The organism is Thioclava sp. F36-7 (assembly GCF_002020075.1).
GTDB lineage: Bacteria > Pseudomonadota > Alphaproteobacteria > Rhodobacterales > Rhodobacteraceae > Thioclava > Thioclava sediminum.
On sequence record NZ_MPZR01000004.1, the window covers coordinates 103,247 to 122,390 of the forward strand.

At 63.6% G+C, this 19,144-nt stretch carries 16 protein-coding genes and 1 tRNA gene; 12 read left to right on the plus strand and 5 right to left on the minus strand.

Going from position 1 to position 19,144, the window contains the following annotated elements; all coding sequences use genetic code 11:
• Window positions 1–64: 64 nt before the first annotated feature.
• From BMI89_RS08470 to BMI89_RS08485, 4 genes are all read right to left on the minus strand, one after another.
• Window positions 65–140: transfer RNA gene (locus tag BMI89_RS08470), tRNA-Thr, on the minus strand.
• 52 nt (window positions 141–192) lie between these two features.
• Window positions 193–1,710: a heme biosynthesis HemY N-terminal domain-containing protein gene (locus tag BMI89_RS08475; protein ID WP_078541476.1), complete on the minus strand. Its 1,518-nt coding sequence runs from the start codon at window positions 1,708–1,710 to the stop codon at window positions 193–195.
• A 10-nt stretch (window positions 1,711–1,720) separates the two neighbouring features.
• Window positions 1,721–3,220, minus strand: coding sequence for a hypothetical protein (locus tag BMI89_RS08480; RefSeq protein WP_078570591.1), 1,500 nt, complete (start codon window positions 3,218–3,220; stop codon window positions 1,721–1,723).
• Between the two features lie 68 nt (window positions 3,221–3,288).
• On the minus strand, window positions 3,289–4,014 hold the full coding sequence (locus BMI89_RS08485) for a uroporphyrinogen-III synthase (protein WP_078570592.1): 726 nt from the start codon (window positions 4,012–4,014) through the stop codon (window positions 3,289–3,291).
• A gap of 73 nt (window positions 4,015–4,087) precedes the next feature.
• On the opposite strand from BMI89_RS08485, the gene tsaD reads away from it, so the two are divergent.
• The 11 genes from tsaD (at window position 4,088) to phoB (ending at window position 14,069) form a co-directional block, all read left to right on the plus strand.
• Complete coding sequence (tsaD, locus tag BMI89_RS08490) at window positions 4,088–5,182, plus strand: tRNA (adenosine(37)-N6)-threonylcarbamoyltransferase complex transferase subunit TsaD (protein ID WP_078570593.1); 1,095 nt, start codon at window positions 4,088–4,090, stop codon at window positions 5,180–5,182.
• Window positions 5,179–6,135 (plus strand): NAD(P)H-dependent glycerol-3-phosphate dehydrogenase, encoded by a 957-nt coding sequence (locus tag BMI89_RS08495; protein ID WP_078570594.1) that lies wholly within the window; start codon window positions 5,179–5,181, stop codon window positions 6,133–6,135. The genes tsaD and BMI89_RS08495 overlap by 4 nt, the downstream gene beginning before the upstream one ends.
• 1 nt (window position 6,136) lies before the next feature.
• On the plus strand, window positions 6,137–6,406 hold the full coding sequence (locus tag BMI89_RS08500; RefSeq protein WP_078541482.1) for a YciI family protein: 270 nt from the start codon (window positions 6,137–6,139) through the stop codon (window positions 6,404–6,406).
• Window positions 6,406–6,828, plus strand: coding sequence for an EVE domain-containing protein (locus BMI89_RS08505; protein ID WP_078570595.1), 423 nt, complete (start codon window positions 6,406–6,408; stop codon window positions 6,826–6,828). The genes BMI89_RS08500 and BMI89_RS08505 overlap by 1 nt, the downstream gene beginning before the upstream one ends.
• Window positions 6,829–7,077: 249 nt before the next feature.
• Window positions 7,078–7,785 (plus strand): CbiX/SirB N-terminal domain-containing protein, encoded by a 708-nt coding sequence (locus tag BMI89_RS08510; protein WP_078570596.1) that lies wholly within the window; start codon window positions 7,078–7,080, stop codon window positions 7,783–7,785.
• A 107-nt stretch (window positions 7,786–7,892) separates the two neighbouring features.
• On the plus strand, window positions 7,893–8,933 hold the full coding sequence (locus tag BMI89_RS08515; RefSeq protein ID WP_078570597.1) for a substrate-binding domain-containing protein: 1,041 nt from the start codon (window positions 7,893–7,895) through the stop codon (window positions 8,931–8,933).
• An 81-nt stretch (window positions 8,934–9,014) separates the two neighbouring features.
• Window positions 9,015–10,496, plus strand: coding sequence for a phosphate ABC transporter permease subunit PstC (gene pstC, locus BMI89_RS08520; RefSeq protein ID WP_078570598.1), 1,482 nt, complete (start codon window positions 9,015–9,017; stop codon window positions 10,494–10,496).
• Window positions 10,493–11,845 (plus strand): phosphate ABC transporter permease PstA, encoded by a 1,353-nt coding sequence (pstA, locus tag BMI89_RS08525; protein ID WP_078570599.1) that lies wholly within the window; start codon window positions 10,493–10,495, stop codon window positions 11,843–11,845. Before pstC ends, pstA begins: the two co-directional genes overlap by 4 nt.
• A 15-nt stretch (window positions 11,846–11,860) precedes the next feature.
• Window positions 11,861–12,658, plus strand: a complete 798-nt coding sequence (pstB, locus tag BMI89_RS08530) for a phosphate ABC transporter ATP-binding protein PstB (RefSeq protein ID WP_078522679.1) — start codon at window positions 11,861–11,863, stop codon at window positions 12,656–12,658.
• A gap of 14 nt (window positions 12,659–12,672) precedes the next feature.
• Window positions 12,673–13,362 carry a phosphate signaling complex protein PhoU gene (gene phoU / locus BMI89_RS08535; RefSeq protein WP_152844554.1) on the plus strand — a complete coding sequence of 230 codons (690 nt, stop codon included), beginning with the start codon at window positions 12,673–12,675 and terminating at the stop codon, window positions 13,360–13,362.
• A 14-nt stretch (window positions 13,363–13,376) separates the two neighbouring features.
• Window positions 13,377–14,069 (plus strand): phosphate regulon transcriptional regulator PhoB, encoded by a 693-nt coding sequence (phoB, locus tag BMI89_RS08540; RefSeq protein ID WP_078522678.1) that lies wholly within the window; start codon window positions 13,377–13,379, stop codon window positions 14,067–14,069.
• Between the two features lie 39 nt (window positions 14,070–14,108).
• Here the strand turns inward: phoB and BMI89_RS08545 are convergent, their stop codons facing one another.
• Window positions 14,109–16,376 carry an NADP-dependent malic enzyme gene (locus BMI89_RS08545; RefSeq protein ID WP_078570600.1) on the minus strand — a complete coding sequence of 756 codons (2,268 nt, stop codon included), beginning with the start codon at window positions 16,374–16,376 and terminating at the stop codon, window positions 14,109–14,111.
• Between the two features lie 119 nt (window positions 16,377–16,495).
• Here BMI89_RS08545 and mutS point away from each other — a divergent pair, with 119 nt between their 5' ends.
• Window positions 16,496–19,141, plus strand: coding sequence for a DNA mismatch repair protein MutS (mutS, locus tag BMI89_RS08550; protein ID WP_078570601.1), 2,646 nt, complete (start codon window positions 16,496–16,498; stop codon window positions 19,139–19,141).
• Window positions 19,142–19,144: the final 3 nt, after the last annotated feature.

Sequence of the window (19,144 nt, forward strand, 5' to 3'; positions counted from 1 at the left end):
ACTGCCCTGAAACAAGCGAAGCGGAACCTTGCGGTTCCGCCTCTGCGCCTGAACTTTCAGGAAGTGGTGCCGGTGATAGGACTCGAACCTACGACCCCATCATTACGAATGACGTGCTCTACCAGCTGAGCTACACCGGCACTGTGGCGGGCGATTACCATGCTCTTTCGGGGATGTGTAGCCCCAAAATGATCAAGCTGTCGCAGTTCCGCTTTGCGTCTCCTTCGATGCACTTGCAGCCTCGCCTTCCTCCTTCGGCGGATCGACGATTTCCGCGTCCTGAATGGGGGCGTCTTCGGCTTCATCTTCTTTCTTGGGCGAGGGTTCGGCACTCGGCTTGCCCACGATCAAGGGCAGCATCTCCGCCCCATGCGGCAGCGGCGACTGCGCCTGTTGCGGCTCGCGCCAGCTGAGCGTGTCGAAGCCACCGCAATTGTCACAGATCGGCGTCCATTCGGACTGAATGTTCTGACATTTGTCGCAGCACCATTGCGGACCGCGCGGTGCAGTCAGGGCCCGGGCCAACCACCCGCGCACGACGACATCCTCCGCCCCTTCACCGCGCTCGACCGCCGCCATGATCGTCAGCGATCGGGCCGTCGGATGTGTCTCGACGAGATCGCCCAGCGCCCGGCGCGCCGCAGGGAAATCTTCGGCCGCGATGTTCAGTTCCGCTTTCAGAAGGCGGGTTTCCTCATGATCGGGACGGCTCGAAAGCAGCTTCGAGAATCGCTTCAGCCGTGCTTCCGGCGTTTCATCCGGGGTAATCTCCGCGAAAGCGGTCGCAAGATCCGGATGCGGCCGCACTTCCCAAGCCTTGCGCAGGATGCGCTCCGCCGCGCCTTTCTTGCCCTTGTCGATATAGGCGCGCGCCGCCATGACGACGGCAGGCACCAGATCGGGCGACGCTTTGGCGGCCGAAATCGCAGCTTCACGCGCCTCGACGCTCGCGCCTTCCTGCCAGACGCCCTTGGCCTCTTGCAGCGCGAGGACAGCATCGCGGCGCTTATGGACGTCACGCGGCAATTCGCCCTGACGCATCTTCGCCTGCAAAATCTCCCGCGCGCCTTTCCAGTCGCCCGTCTCAGTCTGCAGCCCCAGAAGCGTATCCTGAACTTCACGGTGGCGCGGTTTGATCGCGTAAGCTTTCTGCGCGAGCTTCAGCGCCGTTTCGGTATCGCCCTCTTCGAGCTTCTGGCGCAGCAGCCCGCGAATCCCCACGAACCGCGTGCGGTCATCGGCGAGGAGCCGTTTGTAAACTTCGGTCGCTTTCTTCGAGTCGCCCGAGGCTTCCGCCGCCTGCGCAGTGAGAAGGTTGGTCAGCTCCGGCCGTTGTAGATAGCGCTCGGCCTTCGCCGCTTTCGACATGGCGAGCTTGCCCTCGCCGGATGCGGCCGCGAGCAGCCCTTCGGACAAAGCCTGATAGCCTTTGCGCTCGCGATGCCGGTCGAAATAGCGGGTGATCGCGGTTTCGTCGCCCGCAAGGAAGCGCAGGAAGGCGACCACCAGACCGACGACCCGGATCACAATCCAGATCGCGATGAAAAGGATGATCGCCGCGATCACCGCCTGCAGCGGGCCCAAGGTGAATTCCATGCCGAGCGTCGTGATCCGCAGACCGCCCGTCATCTCGGCGAGATGCGCGAGGCCTAGGGTCGCCGCGGCGACGACAATCAGAAACAGCGCGATTTTGATGAATGACCAGATCATGTCTGTCTCCTTATTGCGTCGCGCCAAGCTGGTTGGCCGCGTCGATCGCAGCCACCCGTGCTTTCGCCTGGTTCACCCAGTCGGACATCGCCTCCTGCGCGGGGTCGGACAGTTTCGCGATCTCGTCGAGCGCCTCGGACAAAGCCCCCCGGTCGACATCGGCCTGCGCACGCGACAGGACCGCATCTGCGCTATCGCCCTCTTTCGGCGCGACCGAGCGCGCCCCTGTCTGAGCTAGAAGGAAGGCGCCGACGCGATCGCCGATCGAGCCGCCCGTCTCGGTGCGGCGCGCTGCCTGAAGCGCTGCCCGCGCGGCATCCGGGAAACTCGATTGCAGCGACTGCAGGCTCGGAATGTCACCACTGAGCGCCGCAGGGATTTCGACACCCGCGTCGCGCAGATCGGCCAGCGGTGCATCGAGCGAGGTGCCCGCATCCAGCGCCGCTTTCACGCGCGCCGCCGCAGCCTGCGTCATCGCCGCCTTGGCGGCCGCTTCGCTTTGCGATTTCAGGCTCTGCGCCTGCGCTTCAGCCTCTTTGATCCGGGCTTCGGCGGCTTTCGCGGCCGCTTCGATCTCGGCTTGCGCCGCGCTGCCGCCAGTGTCGGTCTGCAGCGACGCGATCTGCGTTTTCAGATCTTCCAGCGCAGATTTATTCGCCCGGATCTCCGCATTGACCTGATCGAGCGCGCTTTGCACACCAGACAGGTCCGGCGCAGGCGGCTGCGACGATTTCAGGGTCGCAATCTCTTCGGAGAGTTGGCCGATTTGCTTCGATTGGTCATCGAGCTTGGCTTGAATGGCCGCCTCGTCCACCGGGGCCGGCGCGGTCGGCAGCAATCCCGCAAGCTGCGGCGGCAGATTGGGGATCGCCCAGATCGCGACGCCTGCGCCGATCACAGCCGCGATCACACCGCCCAGGAAAGCGGACCCGAACCCGCCGCGCTTTTCGATCACCGGCTGGGACGAGGTGCTCGCCTTTGCCGTATCGCTTTTCGGCGGGGTCTTGTCGGTGGTCGTGGCGCTGCTGGTCGTTGCCGCACTCGCTGGCTTCGTGGCCTGCGCTTTATCTTCCGATGTGCCGCTTGCGGTCGACTTCTCCGGCTCGGCCTCCGGTTTTGCACTGGTCGTGGCCGGGGTCGAGGTCGTCTCGGTCTTCTCAGGCGTGGCGCCGTACTTCGGCGCCGCATCGGATTTCGCAGGGATCTCCGCCTTGGTTGCCGGCGTGGAGGTCGGCTTGGCGGTCTCGGTCGTGCTCTTGGACGTATCCGCTTTGGTCGCAGGCGTAGACGTGGGGGACGACTTCGCAGGCGTGCTCGACTTCGATGCCGTAGCGGGCTTGCTGGACGCGGCCGCGCTCGACTTATCCGTCGCCTCGGGAGTCGTGGCGGCCTTGCTATCCTTCGGGGTTTGCGAAGAGGTTGCGTCGGATTTGGTCTCGGACTCGGTCGTCGATTTCGCGTCTTCCGGCTTGCTCGTATCGGAAGATTTCCCGGTTGTCCGTTTCGCCATCGTCAAAGCCCTCCACTGCCGCACCAAATTGCGCGTTCACATCAACTTAGAAGTCAGTCCGCGACTGCTCAACCCGCCTTTTGCCTTTGCAGCAAGACGGCAAGCGCATCGAGCATCCCTTGCGCATCGGGATGCGGGGCAACTTCCAGATGGCACAAGCTAGCGCTTTTGAGGCGAGACGCCACTGCCTCGCTCATGGCTGCGACAAAGAGCGGCGGCTTCGGCGCGTCAGGCATGGAATTTAGGAAGCGATCCGCCGCGTTTGGCGAGAAAATCGGCACTAAAACAGGGTGCGATGCGCGCAGTATCGCCTGCGCCTCATCGCTCAACGGGCGTGAGACCTGGCGGTAAATGATCGCAGATTCAGTCTCTATTCCGGCGGAATTCAGCCGGTCTTCGAGATCGAAGGCGACCTGCTCTCCCCTCAGAAACAGCAGTTTTCCGCCGAGCTCCCGCTGCGCGATCATTTCGCTCAACGCCTCCGCATCGCCCGGCCCGGCGATGGCGTCGAACCCGGCCTCGCGCGCCGCCTGCGCCGTGCGCTGCCCCACGCAATAGGCGCGGCGGCCTTGTCCCTGAGCCAGTCGTCGGTACGCGGCCACGGCATTTTGCGAGGTGAAGACTGCGGTCTGAAACTCGGGTATCGGCGTGTCTAAAGGCTCGATCTCCGTGAGCGGAGAGACGATGACAGGCCAATCATGCCCAAACCTGGTGCGGAATGCCGCGACGAATCCTTCTGCCGCGACGGCGGGCCGCGTGACGAGGAGAATCGGTCTCTCAGGCTGGCTGTCCATCCACCGCCCCGGGATTGTGCGAACGCTTCCCCGGTGTTACCTGCGTTGGATAACCCACGCAACAGGCGCCCCGATGACCGATACGCTGACCTTTCTCGGGCTGGAATCGAGCTGCGACGATACGGCAGCGGCGATCGTACGCCTGACGGATGGCAAGCCGGAGATCCTCTCGAGCGTCGTCGCCGGGCAGACCGATCTGCATGCGGCCTTCGGCGGCGTGGTCCCCGAAATCGCCGCGCGCGCTCATGCCGAAAAGCTCGATCTCTGCGTCGAAGAGGCGCTGGAAGAGGCCGGGCTTGGGCTCGACGCGCTGGATGGCATTGCGGTGACGGCGGGTCCGGGGCTGATCGGCGGGGTGATGTCGGGCGTGATGTGCGCCAAGGGCCTCGCCGCCGGGGCGGGTCTGCCGCTGGTCGGTGTGAACCACTTGGCGGGCCATGCTCTGACCCCGCGCCTGACCGATGGGCTCGCTTTTCCCTATCTGATGCTGCTGGTCTCCGGCGGGCATTGTCAGTTCCTGATCGCGAAAGGGCCGGAAGATTTCTCGCGGCTCGGCGGCACGATCGACGACGCGCCGGGTGAGGCCTTCGACAAGGCGGCGAAGCTGATGGCTCTGCCCCAACCCGGCGGACCCTCCGTCGAGGCCGAGGCGCGCAAGGGCGACCCCAAAGCTTTTGCCTTTCCGCGGCCCCTTCTGGATCGGCCGGGTTGCGATATGTCCTTCTCCGGGTTGAAGACCGCGCTGCTGCGCGCCCGCGATCAGGTGGTGGCAGAGCATGGCGGGCTGCCGCGCCAGATCCGTGCCGATCTTTGCGCCGGTTTCCAGCAGGCGATCGCGGATGTCCTGATCGAGAAATCACGGCGTGCCTTGGCGGAATACCTGAAACTTGCACCCGCCAACCCCGGCTTCGCGGTCGCAGGCGGTGTCGCGGCAAATCAGGCTATTCGGGCTGGATTAGAGACTGTTTCACGTGAAATGGGCGCCGAATTCGTAGCCCCGCCATTAAAGCTTTGCACCGATAACGCGGCGATGATTGCATGGGCCGGGATCGAGCGGTTCCGCAGTGGCGCGCAAGACGGGATGGACCTGACCGCCCGCCCCCGCTGGCCGCTGGATCGCAGCGCCGCCCCGCTTCTTGGATCGGGAAAGAAGGGGGCCAAGGCATGAGTATTTCGGTTCTGGGCGCGGGCGCTTTCGGCACGGCGATGGCGGTGACGCTGTCGCAAAACGGGCCGGTGACCCTTTGGGCGCGCGATGCCGAGCAAGTGCAGGCCATGCGCGAGAGCCGTGAAAACTCGCGCCGCCTTCCGGGTGTAAAACTGCCCGAAAACGTCACTGTTTCGGCGGAAATCGCGGATGCGCTGCAGGCTGAGACGCTGCTTCTCGCGATGCCGATGCAGAAGATGGCCGGGTTTCTCGATACGCATTCCAACACGCTTGCGGGTAAGACCCTCGTCTCCTGCTCGAAAGGCATCGACCTCTCCACCGGCCAGGGGCCGACGGCCCTGATCCGCGCGAAAGTGCCGGGCGCGCGGGCTGCCGTGCTGACCGGGCCGAGCTTTGCCGCCGATATCGCGCGCGGCCTTCCGACTGCGCTGACGCTTGCCTGCGCCGATCATTCCGAGGAACTGCAGGCCGAACTGTCGACGCCGACGCTGCGGCTGTATCGCACGACCGACACGACGGGGGCGGAACTCGGCGGCGCGCTGAAGAACGTCTACGCGATCGCAGCGGGTACCGTGATCGGCGCGGGGCTTGGGGATTCCGCGCGCGCCGCCCTGATGACCCGCGGTTTCGCCGAAATGTTGCGGATCGCGACGGAATTGGGCGCCCGGCCAGAGACGCTGTCGGGCCTGTCCGGCTTCGGCGATCTGGTGCTGACCTGCACCTCGGCGCAATCGCGCAATTTTCGGCTGGGCTGCGCGATTGGCTCGGGCGAGGTCTTCGATCCCTCGATCACCGTCGAGGGGGCCGCGACCGCGCAGGCCCTGAACAAGCTGGCCCATACGCGCGGTCTGGAAATTCCGGTCGCCGCGATGGTTATGGCGCTTACCGAACAGTCAATCAGCGTGGATGAGGCGATGCAGGCTCTGCTCGCCCGCCCCTTGAAGGAGGAATGAGATGTATTTTGCCGTGATCTGCCGCGACAAGCCCGGCGCTCTGCAAACCCGGATGGACAACCGCGAGAAGCACCTCGCCTATATCGAAGAAACCGGCGTGGTCTTCATGGCGGGCCCGTTTATCGAGAATGACCAGATGGTCGGCTCGCTCGTGATCGTGGAGGTCGACAACCTCGAAGCCGCGCAGGACTGGGCCGCGAACGATCCCTATGCCAAGGCGGGGCTGTTCGAGGATGTGCAGGTCAAGGCGTGGAAAAAGGTGATCGGCTGATGCGGTACTGGCTGTTCAAATCGGAACCCAACAAGTTTTCCTGGGACGATCTGGTCGCCAAGGGCGATGCGGGCGAGGAATGGGACGGCATCCGCAACTATCTCGCGCGTAACAACATGCGCGAGATGAAGATCGGCGATCGCGGCCTGTTCTACCATTCGAATATCGGCAAGGAGGTCGTCGGCATCTGCGAGGTCGTGGCCGAGAGCCACCCGGATTCCACCACCGACGATCCGCGCTGGGATTGCGTGGACCTCAAGGCGGTGCGGTCCTTCACGAAGCCGGTCACGCTGGCCGATGTGAAAGGCGAGCCGCGCCTTTCGGAGATGTCGCTTGTGACCTCGATGCGGCTGTCGGTTCAGCCGGTCACCGAAGAGGAATGGAAGATCGTCTGCGAGATGGGCGAGACCGATCCGACCTGAACCGGATAAAACAGGAGGGTTCCGGCACCCCAGCCAGAACCCTCCTTCACCCACGTGCACCCCTACGCACCACACGTGAAACTAAATCTCGGGTCTGGCCATCCTGGCCTCTGCCTTATGCGTATATGCAAAGATGCGGTCGCGCAAATGGCATCTACGGACAATATTCCTAAAATTCAGGGCGTTAACCGAAAACTCACGTCGAAAACGCGTGATTGCCATAGCGCGCCGCCGCGCTAATCTAGGGGCATGCAGCCGGTCATTCTCGTCGCCCATGGATCCCCGTCCGAGCCTGAAATTCAGGAGAAGGCTCTGTTTTCCTTGGCCAATAAGGTCTCGGAGGAGATGCCGGGCCGCAAGATAGACGCCGCGACCCTTGCAAAACCGGGATCGTTGGAGGCCGCCTTGGCGCGGCACGAAGATCCGGTGATCTATCCCTATTTCATGGCGCAGGGCTGGTTCACCAAGACCGAACTTCCGCGGCGGCTGGAGGCGGCGCGCTCGCAAGCGCGCCAGTTGGAGCCGTTTGGCGTCGACCCTGCGCTGCCCGATCTGCTGACCAGAGTGATCTTCGAGGCGCGCGCCTCGGAGGACATCCCCGCCGACTCGCCCCTGATTCTCGTGGCACACGGGTCGAAAATATCGCGAAAATCGCGCAATTCGGTCTATGACATGGCCGAGACCTTGGGCCGCAATCCCGCGATGCCGGAGATTCATGTGGCCCTGATCGAAGAGCCCCCGTTCCTCGAAGATGTGGCCCGAGAACACCCGGATGGCGTGTGTCTGCCCTTCTTCGCGCTGCGGGCAGGACATGTGACAGGCGATATTCCTGAGGCCTTGCAAGCAGCTAGCTATCGGGGGCGCCTTTTGCCTGAAATCGGAGCCCATCGTGAGGTTCCCGTCCTGATTGCACAGGCGGTTTCGCGGGCCGGATCACGAACCTTCACGGACTCGTAGATTGTCACATAGCTGTTACATAATGTTTGCATAAGCGTCACCGAAGACCCCTAGGACCGCGCTGAGGCCACTCGACGGCCCAAATTTGAGAACACTGGGAGTGATCTATGAAATCGTTCAACCTCGCCGCCTCCGCGATCGCGATCGTTGCCGCTTCGGGCACCGCCGCTTTCGCGCGTGACAACATCCAGGTCGCCGGTTCCTCGACCGTGCTGCCCTACGCCTCCATCGTCGCCGAAGCTTTCGGTGAAAACTTCGATTACCCGACCCCGGTCGTGGAATCGGGCGGCTCCTCGGCTGGCCTGAAGCGCTTCTGCGAAGGCGTTGGCGAAAACACGATCGACGTCGCGAACGCTTCGCGCAAGATCAAGGACAAAGAAGTCGCGACCTGCGCCGACAACGGCGTCACCGACATCATGGAAGTCCGCATCGGCTATGACGGCATCGTCTTTGCTTCGCAAAAAGACGGCCCGGCCTTCAACGCTTTCACCCCCTCGGACATCTTCAACGCGCTCGGCGCGAAGGTCCTGAAGGACGGCGAGATCGTCGACAACAGCTACGCCAAGTGGAACGAGTTCAACTCCGACCTGCCGGATGCCGACATCATCGCCTTCATCCCGGGCACCAAGCACGGCACCCGTGAAGTCTTCGAAGAGAAGGTTCTGGAAGCTGGCTGTGAAGCGACCGGCGCGAAAGAAGCCTTCATCGCTTCGGGCATGGACGAAAAAGCAGCCGGCAAGGCCTGCATGGAAGTCCGCACCGACGGCAAGGCTGTCGACATCGACGGCGACTACACCGAGACCCTCGCCCGCATCGGTTCCAACCCGAACGGCATCGGCGTCTTCGGTCTGGCGTTCTACGAGAACAACACCGACAAGCTGAAAGTCGCGACCATGTCGGGCGTCGAGCCCTCGACCGAGACCATCGCTTCGGGCGAGTATCCGGTGTCGCGTCCGCTCTACTTCTACGTCAAGAAAGCGCATATCGGCGTGATCCCCGGCCTGAAGGAATACGCTGAGTTCTTCGTCTCCGACGAGATCGCTGGCCCCGACGGCCCGCTCGCTCAGTACGGCCTCGTTGCCGACCCGGAACTGGCCAAGACCCAGGACGCCGTGGCGAACGAAGTGACCATGGGTTCGGGCTCGTAATCGAGACCGCTATCTTCAGGGGGCGGCTTATTTCGCTGCCCCCTTTTTCCTTTTTGGTTATTTTCAACTGGTGGGGCTGAAATGCCTGTTTTGTGGATCGTTGTGATCGTGGTCGTGCTGGCAGTCGTCGGCTTCGTGATGGGCCGTATGCGTGCGCTGCATTCGGCAGGCGAAGACCGACGGTCTCTGCACAGCCTGCCGAATTACTACGGCTTCAACGTCGCGATGTTCACCGCTGTGCCGGCGCTTCTTCTGCTGCTGGTCTGGATGGTGGCACAGCCGCTGATCGTGAATGCCCGCGTCTCGGCCGAGATCCCCGATGCGCTGCTGGACGGCTCGAACATGAGCCTCGTGATGTCCGATGTCCGGCGTGTTGCCGACGGTCTCGACACCGCAATTGCCCAAGGCGCGCTGAGCGCACGGCAAGCCGCGAATATCGATCTTCAGACCACGGACCTGCGCGAAATTCTCGGCTCGGTCGGGGTCGCGCTCGGCTCCAGTGTCGATCCGGCGACGCTGAACGCGGCGGAGACCTATCGCGGCATGACCTCGGTGGGCGATCTGGCGATGACGGTACTGGTTCTGCTGGCAGCCATCGCGGGCTTTGCCTTCGCCTACCTGCGCACGAACAAGGATTTCCGCGCCCGCAACACGGTCGAAAAAGGCGTGCGCGTTCTGCTGATCGCCGCGGCCTCCATCGCGATCCTGACGACGATCGGCATCGTTCTGTCGCTAGTCTTCAACACGATCGAGTTCTTCCGTCTCTATCCGATCTCCGACTTCTTCTTCGGCACGACCTGGTCGCCGAGCTTCGGGGGCGGGTCTGAGCTCGGCATCCTGCCGCTTCTCTGGGGCACGCTCTACATCTCGCTCGTGGCCCTTCTGGTCGCGGTGCCGATCGGGCTGTTCGCCGCCGTCTACCTGTCGGAATACGCGACCAAATCGGTGCGCGGCATCGTGAAACCGCTGCTCGAAGTGCTCGCCGGGATCCCGACCATCGTTTACGGTCTTTTCGCGCTGCTGACCGTGGGCCCGTTCCTGCTGTCGATCTTCGGCGCGAATGGCCCGACCGCGGCGATGGCCGATGGTGGCTGGATGCATGCGGGCACGGCGGTGATGACCGCGGGTCTGGTGATGGGCATCATGCTGATCCCCTTCGTCTCCTCGCTGTCCGATGACATCATCAACGCGGTGCCGCAAAGCTTGCGCGACGGCTCCTATGGCCTCGGCGCGACGAAATCCGAAACGATCAAGCAGGTGATCCTGCCCGCAGCCCTGCCCGGCATCGTCGGCGCGGTGCTTCTGGCGACCTCGCGCGCCATTGGCGAGACGATGATCGTGGTGCTGGGCGCCGGCGCCGCCGCGCGGCTCAGCATGAACCCGTTCGACGCGATGACCACCGTCACCGCCAAGATCGTCTCGCAGCTGACCGGTGACGCCGATTTCGCCTCCCCCGAGGCGCTGGTCGCCTTCGCGCTCGGCATGACGCTGTTCGTCCTGACGCTCGGGCTCAACATCTTCGCGCTCTACATCGTGCGCAAATACCGGGAGCAATACGAATGAGTGATGCGACCCAACACGGCGCAAGCCAGCCCGCGACGCGTTCGCTGCATCATCTCGATGCGCGCACGAAACGCCGCAACGCCTCCGAGAAACGCTTCAAGGCGCTCGGCATCGGCGCGATCGGGATCGGTCTCGCGTTCCTCGTGATCCTGCTGGTGACGATCGTCTCCAACGGCGCGACCGCGTTTCAGCAGACCTTTGTCGAAGTGCCGGTCTATCTGGACGCCGCGAAGCTCGACAAGAAGGGCAACCGCGATCCGGAGGATCTGAAGAAGGCGACGACCTTCACCTACAAGCCGCTGATCGAGAAAGCTCTGCTCGACGCCGTGGAGAAATCCGGCGCGACGACCGATCTGAGCAAGGCGAAGGACATGAAGAACCTGATCTCGGCCTCCGCTGCGAGCCAGGTACGCGACACGGTGCTCGCCGACCCGTCGATCATCGGCACGACGGTGGATTTCAAGATCCTCGCCTCGTCGCGGGTCGACAGCTACCTCAAGGGCCGGGTGCATCGCGACGAGATCGCCAAGGACAAGAACATCACCGTGGCGCAGCTCGACCTCGTCGATCAGCTTCGCGACGCGGGCATCATCCATAAAGGTTTCAATTGGGCCTTCATCTTCGGCGCCGACGCCTCCGACAGCCGCGCCGAGCAGGCCGGGATCGGGATCTCGATGCTGGGCTCGTTCTACATGATGCTCGTGGTGCTGGTGCTGGCTCTGCCGATCGGGGTCGCTGCCTCGATCTATCTCGAAGAGTTCGCACCGAAGAACCGTATCACCGACCTGATCGAAGTGAACATCTCGAACCTCGCTGCGGTGCCGTCGATCGTCTTCGGTATCCTCGGCCTCGCGGTCTTCATCCAGTTCGCGCATCTGCCGCAATCGGCGCCGCTGGTCGGTGGCCTCGTGCTCACGCTGATGACCCTGCCGACGATCATCATCTCGACCCGCGCCGCGCTGAAAGCCGTGCCGCCTTCGATCCGCGACGCCGCCCTCGGCGTTGGCGCATCAAAAATGCAATCGGTCTTCCACCACGTTCTGCCGCTGGCGATGCCCGGCATCCTGACCGGCACGATCATCGGTCTGGCGCAGGCTCTGGGCGAGACCGCACCGCTCCTGCTGATCGGGATGGTGGGCTATATCGCGACCAACTCGCCGGACGGGTTCCTCGACGGCTTCGTCTCGCCCAACTCGGCCATGCCCGCGCAGATCTACGAATGGGCCAAGCGCGCCGACCCGGCATTTTACGAACGCGCCTGGGGAGGTATCATCATTCTGCTGATCTTCCTTCTGGGCATGAACATCATCGCCATCATCCTGCGCCGCAAATTCGAGCGTCGCTGGTAAGGGAGCGCGAGACAAATGGAAGACATGAGCCTGACGGAGAGAGCCGTGACCACTGACGACATCAAGATCACCGCACGCAACGTGCAGGTCCATTACGGCGACACCCACGCGATCAAGGACGTCGATGTCGACATTCTCGACAAGACCGTCACCGCGTTCATCGGCCCGTCGGGCTGCGGGAAGTCGACCTTCCTGCGCTGCCTGAACCGGATGAACGACACGATCGATATCTGCCGCGTCGAGGGCGATATCAAACTCGACGGCGAAGACATCTACGACAAGCGCGTCGACCCGGTGCAGCTGCGCGCCAAGGTCGGCATGGTGTTCCAGAAACCGAACCCTTTCCCGAAGTCGATCTACGACAACGTGGCCTATGGGCCGAAAATCCACGGCCTGACGAAGAACAAGGCCGAGCTGGATCAGGTGGTCGAGGACTCGCTGCGCAAGGCCGCGCTGTGGAACGAGGTGAAAGATCGCCTGCACGCGCCCGGCACCGGGCTTTCGGGCGGTCAGCAACAGCGCCTGTGCATCGCGCGCGCCGTGGCGACCTCGCCGGAAGTGCTGCTGATGGACGAGCCCTGCTCGGCGCTCGACCCGATCGCGACCGCGCAGGTCGAGGAACTGATCGACGAACTTCGGGCGAATTTCTCGGTGGTGATCGTGACGCACTCGATGCAGCAGGCCGCGCGCGTCAGTCAGAAGACTGCGTTCTTCCACCTCGGAAACCTCGTCGAATACGACGACACGGACAAGATTTTCACCAACCCGTCCGACAGCCGGACGGAAAGCTACATTACCGGCCGGATCGGCTGAGGAGGCAAATAATCATGAGCGAGCACATTCTTTCCGCCTTCGACCGCGACCTTGAGGCGGTGCAGGCGTTGGTCGTCAAAATGGGCGGCCTCGTCGAGGAGCAGATCCTCGAAAGCGCCCGCGCCCTCGAAGTGCGCGACCTCGAACTGGCCGAGCAGATCCGGGCCCGCGACCGCGCCGTCGACGAGCTGGAAGAGAAGATCAACGAAGAAGCTGCGCGCCTGATCGCCCTGCGCGCCCCCGCCGCGCGCGACCTGCGCATGGCGCTCTCGGTCATCAAGATCTCCGCAAGCCTCGAGCGGGTCGGCGACTACGCGAAGAACATCGCCAAGCGCACGCAGGTTCTGTCCGACGGGCCGCAGATCAGCGGCACCGCAACCGCGATCCGCCGCATGGCGGGCACGACGGAAGCGATGCTGAAAGACGCGCTCGACGCCTATATCCAGCGCGACCCGAAACTGGCCGCCGATGTGCGCGAGCGCGACCTCGAAGTGGACCAGATGTATAACGCGCTGTTCCGCGAATTCCTGACCTACATGATGGAAGACCCGCGCAACATCACGCCCTGCATGCACCTGCATTTCATCGCGAAGAACATCGAGCGGATGGGCGACCATGCGACGACGATCGCCGAGCAGGTGATCTACCTCGTGACCGGCGAAATGCCGGAAGACGCGCGCCCGAAAAGCTCGAGCGTAATGTGACGGAGACCTGAGAAATGTCGCCAGCCCAACAACCCTGTGTCCTTGTGGTTGAAGACGAAAACGCCCAGCGCGAAGTGCTCAGCTACAACCTCGAAGCCGAAGGGTTTCGCGTCGTGATGGCGGAGAATGGAGACGAGGGCCTCTTGTTCCTGAAGGAAGAGAAGCCCGATCTGATCGTGCTGGACTGGATGCTGCCCAATGTCTCCGGCATCGAGATTTGTCGCCGCGTGAAGGCCAATTCCGAGACCCGAAACATTCCTGTCATCATGCTCTCGGCACGCTCCGAAGAGGTGGACCGGGTGCGGGGCCTCGAGACCGGCGCGGATGACTACGTCGTGAAACCCTATTCGGTCGTCGAGCTGATGGCGCGCGTGCGCACCCAGCTGCGCCGCACGCGGCCCGCGACGATGGGCGAGCGGCTGAGCTTCGAGGACATCATCCTAGATGCCGAGGAACACCGCGTTTTCCGCAACGGCCAGCCGCTGAAACTCGGTCCGACCGAGTTCCGGCTGCTCTCGACGATGATGGAAAAACCGGGCCGCGTCTGGACCCGCGATCAACTGCTCGACCGGGTCTGGGGCCGCGACATATATGTCGACACCCGCACCATCGACGTCCATGTCGGGCGGCTGCGCAAGGCGCTGATGGCCAATGGCGGGGATGATCCGGTGCGCACGGTGCGCGGCACGGGTTACGCGCTGGGATAAAGCGAAACAGGCGCGCGGATCACCGCGCGCCTTTTCAATTCAGTCCTTCAGGCACAGCTTGCACGAGGCAAGCGCCGCCATGTTGAGGATGTCGTTCACCGTCGACGTGGTCGAGCACAGCTGAACCGCGTGGCTCGTCCCGGTCAGGATCGGGCCGATCACGGTCGCGCCCGCCATCTCCTGCATCAGTTTCACGGAGATCGAGGCCGAATGGCGTGCCGGCACGACGAGAATGTTGGCGGGGCCGGTCAGACGGCAGAACGGGTAGTTCTTCATCTGATCCATGTTGAGCGCCACATCGACGGTCATCTCGCCATCATACTCGAAATCCGCCCCGCGCGCGTCGAGCACCTTCGGCGCGACATGCATCTTCGTGGCCCGCTCAGAGACCGGATAGCCGAAGGTCGAGAAGGAGCAGAAGGCCACACGCGGCTCAAGGCCCAGGCCCCGCGCCACATGCGCGCCCGCCGTCGCGATATCGGCCAGATCGTTCTCGTCGGGCCATTCATGCACCAGCGTATCGCCGATCAGCACCACGCGGCCCTTGTTCAGCAGGGCGGTGATCCCGACCGCCCCATCCGAGGGCTTCGCGTCGATCACCTTGTTGATCAGTTCCAGCACATGCGCCGATTTCCGGGTCGCGCCCGTGACCATCGCGTCACCATGCCCATGCACCAGCATCAGCGCCGCGAAGACATGCCGGTCGCGCGTCGCCAGCTTATGCGCATCCTCGCGGTCCACGCCCTGCCGTTGCAGGCGCTTATACAGGAAATCCTTGTAGCTCTCGGTATTCTTGGAATTGGCCGCATTCACCACGCGCAGCTCGCGATAGGCATCGCCCAGGCCAGCCGCTTCGAGCTTTTCCTTCACGTCCTGCTCACGGCCCACGACCAGCGCCTCGCCCATGCCGGAGCGCTGATAGGCCACGGCGGCGCGCAGCACCCTCTCGTCATCGCCCTCGGCAAAGATCATCTTCGCCTGCGCCTGACGCGCACGGCTCTGGATGCCCTGCAGGATCGACGCGGTCGGGTCCATCCGCGCTTTCAGGCTTTGCGCATAGCCTTCCATGTCGATGATCGGACGCCGCGCGACACCGGTGTCCATCCCGGCTTTCGCGACCGCCGGCGGGATCACGTGGATCAGGCGCGGATCGAAGGGCGTCGGAATGATGTAATCGCGCCCGAAGCTGAGCTTGCGCCCATAGGCCATCGCGACCTCGTCAGGCACATCCTCGCGGGCAAGCTCCGCCAGAGCGTTGGCGCAGGCGATCTTCATCTCGTCATTGATCGCGCGGGCATGGATGTCGAGCGCACCGCGGAACAGGTAGGGGAAGCCGAGGACGTTGTTCACCTGGTTCGGGTAATCCGACCGCCCCGTCGCCACGATCGCATCGGGGCGCACCGATTGCGCCTCTTCCGGCGTGATCTCCGGGTCCGGGTTCGCCATCGCGAAGATCACCGGATTGTCGGCCATCGACTGCACCATCTCGGGCGTCACCGCGCCCTTGGCAGACACGCCGAGGAACACATCCGCGCCTTCCATCGCCTCTTCGAGCGAGCGCGCCTCGGTCACCGCCGCATGGGCCGATTTCCACTGGTTCATGCCCTCGGTGCGGCCCTGATAGATCACGCCCTTGGTGTCGCACATGATGCAATTGTCGTGCTTCGCACCCATCGCTTTCACGAGTTCCAGACAGGCGATGCCCGCAGCGCCCGCGCCGTTCAGCACGATCTTGCAGTCCTCGATCTTCTTGCCCGACAGCTCCAGCGCGTTGATCAGCCCCGCCGCACAGATCACCGCCGTGCCGTGCTGATCGTCGTGGAACACCGGGATGTCCATCAGCTCCTTGAGCCGCTGCTCGATGATGAAACATTCCGGCGCCTTGATATCCTCGAGGTTAATCCCCCCGAAGGTCGGCCCCATCAGTTTCACCGCGTTGATGATCTCGTCGGCATCCTCGGTATCGAGCTCGATATCGATCGCGTTCACATCCGCGAAACGCTTGAAGAGGACCGCCTTGCCCTCCATCACCGGCTTCGAGGCGAGCGCCCCGAGATTGCCGAGCCCCAGAATGGCCGAGCCGTTCGAGATCACGGCGACCATGTTTCCCTTCACGGTGTAATCGTAGGCCAGCTCGGGGTTTTCTGCGATCGCCTCCACCGGCACGGCAACGCCCGGGCTGTAGGCCAGCGACAGATCGCGCTGCGATGTCATGGGCTTCGACGCGGTGATGTCGTATTTCCCCGGATGCGGGTCGAGGTGATACGCCAACGCCTCTTCGGGCGTGATACGGTTCTTGCTGGGCATTGGGCCGGTGCTCCTCCTGCAGGTCCGAACCCGTTTAACGTCCCGTGATCCGCCACTCAACGGAATTGCGCCCGAATCCGGGGTTTTGTAGGGTCGCGCGACCAGCAAATGGGGGGCACATGGCCAAGCCGACCGTCACACCGATGATGGAACAGTATCTGGGGATCAAGGAGGCCAATCCGGGCGCGCTCCTGTTCTATCGGATGGGTGATTTCTACGAGATGTTCTTTCAGGACGCGGTCGATGCCGCATCCGCGCTCGACATCGCGCTGACCAAGCGCGGACAGCATCTGGGCGAGGACATCGCAATGTGCGGCGTTCCCGTGCACGCGGCCGAGGGCTACCTGCTGACGCTGATCCGCAAAGGCTTCCGCGTGGCGATTGCCGAGCAGATGGAGGATCCCGCCGAAGCGAAGAAGCGCGGCTCTAAATCCGTCGTGAAACGCGATGTGGTGCGGCTGGTCACGCCCGGCACATTGACCGAGGAAAGTCTGCTGGAGGCGCGCCGCCACAATTTCCTCGCCGCTTGGGCCGAAGTGCGCGACGAGGCCGCGATTGCCTGGGTCGATATCTCCACCGGCGAGTTCCGCGTGACGCCCTGCCCGCTGTCACGGCTGGGCCCGGAGCTTGCCCGGCTTGCGCCACGTGAAGTGCTGGTAAGCGAGGCCAAGGAGGCCGATTGCGCCGAAATAGTCTCTGATATGCGGGCCGCGATGACGCCCTTGTCCCGCGCGAGCTTCGACAGTCAGGCTGCCGAGACGCGGCTTCTGTCGCTCTATTCGATCGGGTCGCTGGATGCGTTCGGCAGCTTCACCCGCGCCGAGATGGCCGCGATGGGGGCGATCGTCGATTACCTCGAGATCACGCAGAAAGGGAAACTGCCCCTGCTGCGCCGTCCCGTGCACGAAGACAGCGGCGCGGCGATGCAGATCGACGCCGCCACGCGGCGTAATCTGGAATTGACGCAAGCTCTGTCGGGCGGACGCGAGGGCTCGCTCCTCAACGCCATCGACCGCACGGTGACGGCAGGTGGCGCGCGGCTTCTGGAGCGCCGGATCTCCGCCCCGTCCCGGAACCTGACCGAGATCCACGCGCGGCACGATTCTGTCCGTTTTCTGCTGGAACAGGGTCGATTTGCCGAAGATATCCGTGCCGATATGAAGCGCTGCCCCGATATGGATCGCGCGCTGTCGCGCCTCGCCCTGGATCGCGGCGGCCCGCGCGACATGGCCGCGATCCGCAACGGGTTGGAGCAGGCCGAGCGGATCGCCGAAGCGGTGTCCGCCGTCGAGGCCCCACCGCTTCTCGCCGAGGCAGCCAAGGCGCTCACGGGCCATGACGACCTCACCGCCCTTCTGGATGCGGCGCTCATTGCGGAGCCGCCGCTTCTCGCGCGCGATGGCGGCTTCATTGCGACGGGCTATGACGAGGATCTCGACCAGACGCGCCAACTGCGCGACGAAGGCCGCGGCGTGATCGCGAAGATGCAAGCGGAGTATATCGAGGCTACGGGCATCAATTCGCTGAAGATCAAGCACAACAACGTGCTGGGCTATTTCATCGAAACCACGGCCACCCATGCCGAGAAGATGCTCGCCCCGCCGCTGTCGGAACGCTTCATCCACCGCCAGACCACCGCGAACCAGGTGCGTTTCACGACCGTCGAACTCAGCGAGATCGAAACCCGAATTCTCAACGCCGGAAACCATGCGCTGGAGATCGAAAAAAGGCTCTATTCCAGCCTAAGACAGGCCATTCTCGACCGCGCGGGCCCGATCAACGAGGCCTCGCGCGCACTGGCCGAAATCGACCTCGCCAGCGCTTTCGCGACGCTCGCCCGCAACGAAGACTGGGCAGAACCCACCGTCGACGACAGCCACGCGTTCGAGATCGAGGGCGGTCGGCATCCGGTCGTCGAAGCCTCGCTGAAGAAATCCGGCGAGCCCTTCATCGCGAATGACTGCGAACTGACCGAGGGCGCAACGCCTGCGATCTGGCTGCTCACCGGTCCGAACATGGCCGGTAAATCGACCTTCCTGCGGCAGAACGCCCTGATCGCGCTTCTCGCCCAAGCGGGCAGCTTCGTCCCGGCGAAATCCGCCCATATCGGTCTTGTGTCTCAGCTCTTCAGCCGTGTCGGTGCGGCGGACGATCTGGCGCGGGGCCGGTCGACCTTCATGGTCGAGATGGTCGAAACCGCCGCGATCCTCAATCAGGCCGACGACCGCGCTCTGGTGATCCTCGACGAGATCGGCCGTGGTACGGCAACTTATGACGGGCTCTCGATCGCTTGGGCCGTCATGGAGCACCTGCACGCGTCCAACCGCTGCCGCGCCCTCTTCGCGACCCATTACCACGAGATGACCGCGCTGTCGGCCAAGCTGGACGGCGTCGAGAATGCGACCGTCGCGGTCAAGGAATGGGAGGGCGAGGTAATCTTCCTGCACGAAGTTCGTAAGGGCGCCGCCGACCGCTCCTACGGGGTTCAGGTCGCGCGCCTCGCCGGGCTTCCACATTCCGTCGTGGAACGCGCCCGGATCGTGCTCGATGCGCTGGAGAAGGGCGAACGCGAAGGTGGCGGCAAGAAACAGGCGGTGATCGACGATCTGCCGCTGTTTTCAGTGTCTAACACACCGCAACCGGCCGCCGCGCCAGCAAGTCCGTCAGAATTGGAAGAGCGGCTGAAAGCCCTCATTCCAGACGACATGACACCGAAAGACGCGCTCGACGCCCTTTACGAGCTTCGCGCGCTTCTCACGGAGTGATCT

Excerpts from the sequence above, each read along its gene's own strand:
- tsaD (WP_078570593.1), top strand. The coding sequence starts at position 4,088 with ATGACCGATACGCTGACCTTTCTCGGGCTGGAATCGAGCTGCGACGAT.
- BMI89_RS08475 (WP_078541476.1), bottom strand. The coding sequence starts at position 1,710 with ATGATCTGGTCATTCATCAAAATCGCGCTGTTTCTGATTGTCGTCGCC.
- BMI89_RS08510 (WP_078570596.1), top strand. The coding sequence starts at position 7,078 with ATGCAGCCGGTCATTCTCGTCGCCCATGGATCCCCGTCCGAGCCTGAA.
- phoB (WP_078522678.1), top strand. The coding sequence starts at position 13,377 with ATGTCGCCAGCCCAACAACCCTGTGTCCTTGTGGTTGAAGACGAAAAC.
- BMI89_RS08545 (WP_078570600.1), bottom strand. The coding sequence starts at position 16,376 with ATGCCCAGCAAGAACCGTATCACGCCCGAAGAGGCGTTGGCGTATCAC.
- mutS (WP_078570601.1), top strand. The coding sequence starts at position 16,496 with ATGGCCAAGCCGACCGTCACACCGATGATGGAACAGTATCTGGGGATC.
- BMI89_RS08500 (WP_078541482.1), top strand. The coding sequence starts at position 6,137 with ATGTATTTTGCCGTGATCTGCCGCGACAAGCCCGGCGCTCTGCAAACC.
- phoU (WP_152844554.1), top strand. The coding sequence starts at position 12,673 with ATGAGCGAGCACATTCTTTCCGCCTTCGACCGCGACCTTGAGGCGGTG.
- BMI89_RS08485 (WP_078570592.1), bottom strand. The coding sequence starts at position 4,014 with ATGGACAGCCAGCCTGAGAGACCGATTCTCCTCGTCACGCGGCCCGCC.
- BMI89_RS08515 (WP_078570597.1), top strand. The coding sequence starts at position 7,893 with ATGAAATCGTTCAACCTCGCCGCCTCCGCGATCGCGATCGTTGCCGCT.
- BMI89_RS08480 (WP_078570591.1), bottom strand. The coding sequence starts at position 3,220 with ATGGCGAAACGGACAACCGGGAAATCTTCCGATACGAGCAAGCCGGAA.
- BMI89_RS08505 (WP_078570595.1), top strand. The coding sequence starts at position 6,406 with ATGCGGTACTGGCTGTTCAAATCGGAACCCAACAAGTTTTCCTGGGAC.
- pstB (WP_078522679.1), top strand. The coding sequence starts at position 11,861 with ATGGAAGACATGAGCCTGACGGAGAGAGCCGTGACCACTGACGACATC.
- pstA (WP_078570599.1), top strand. The coding sequence starts at position 10,493 with ATGAGTGATGCGACCCAACACGGCGCAAGCCAGCCCGCGACGCGTTCG.
- BMI89_RS08495 (WP_078570594.1), top strand. The coding sequence starts at position 5,179 with ATGAGTATTTCGGTTCTGGGCGCGGGCGCTTTCGGCACGGCGATGGCG.
- pstC (WP_078570598.1), top strand. The coding sequence starts at position 9,015 with ATGCCTGTTTTGTGGATCGTTGTGATCGTGGTCGTGCTGGCAGTCGTC.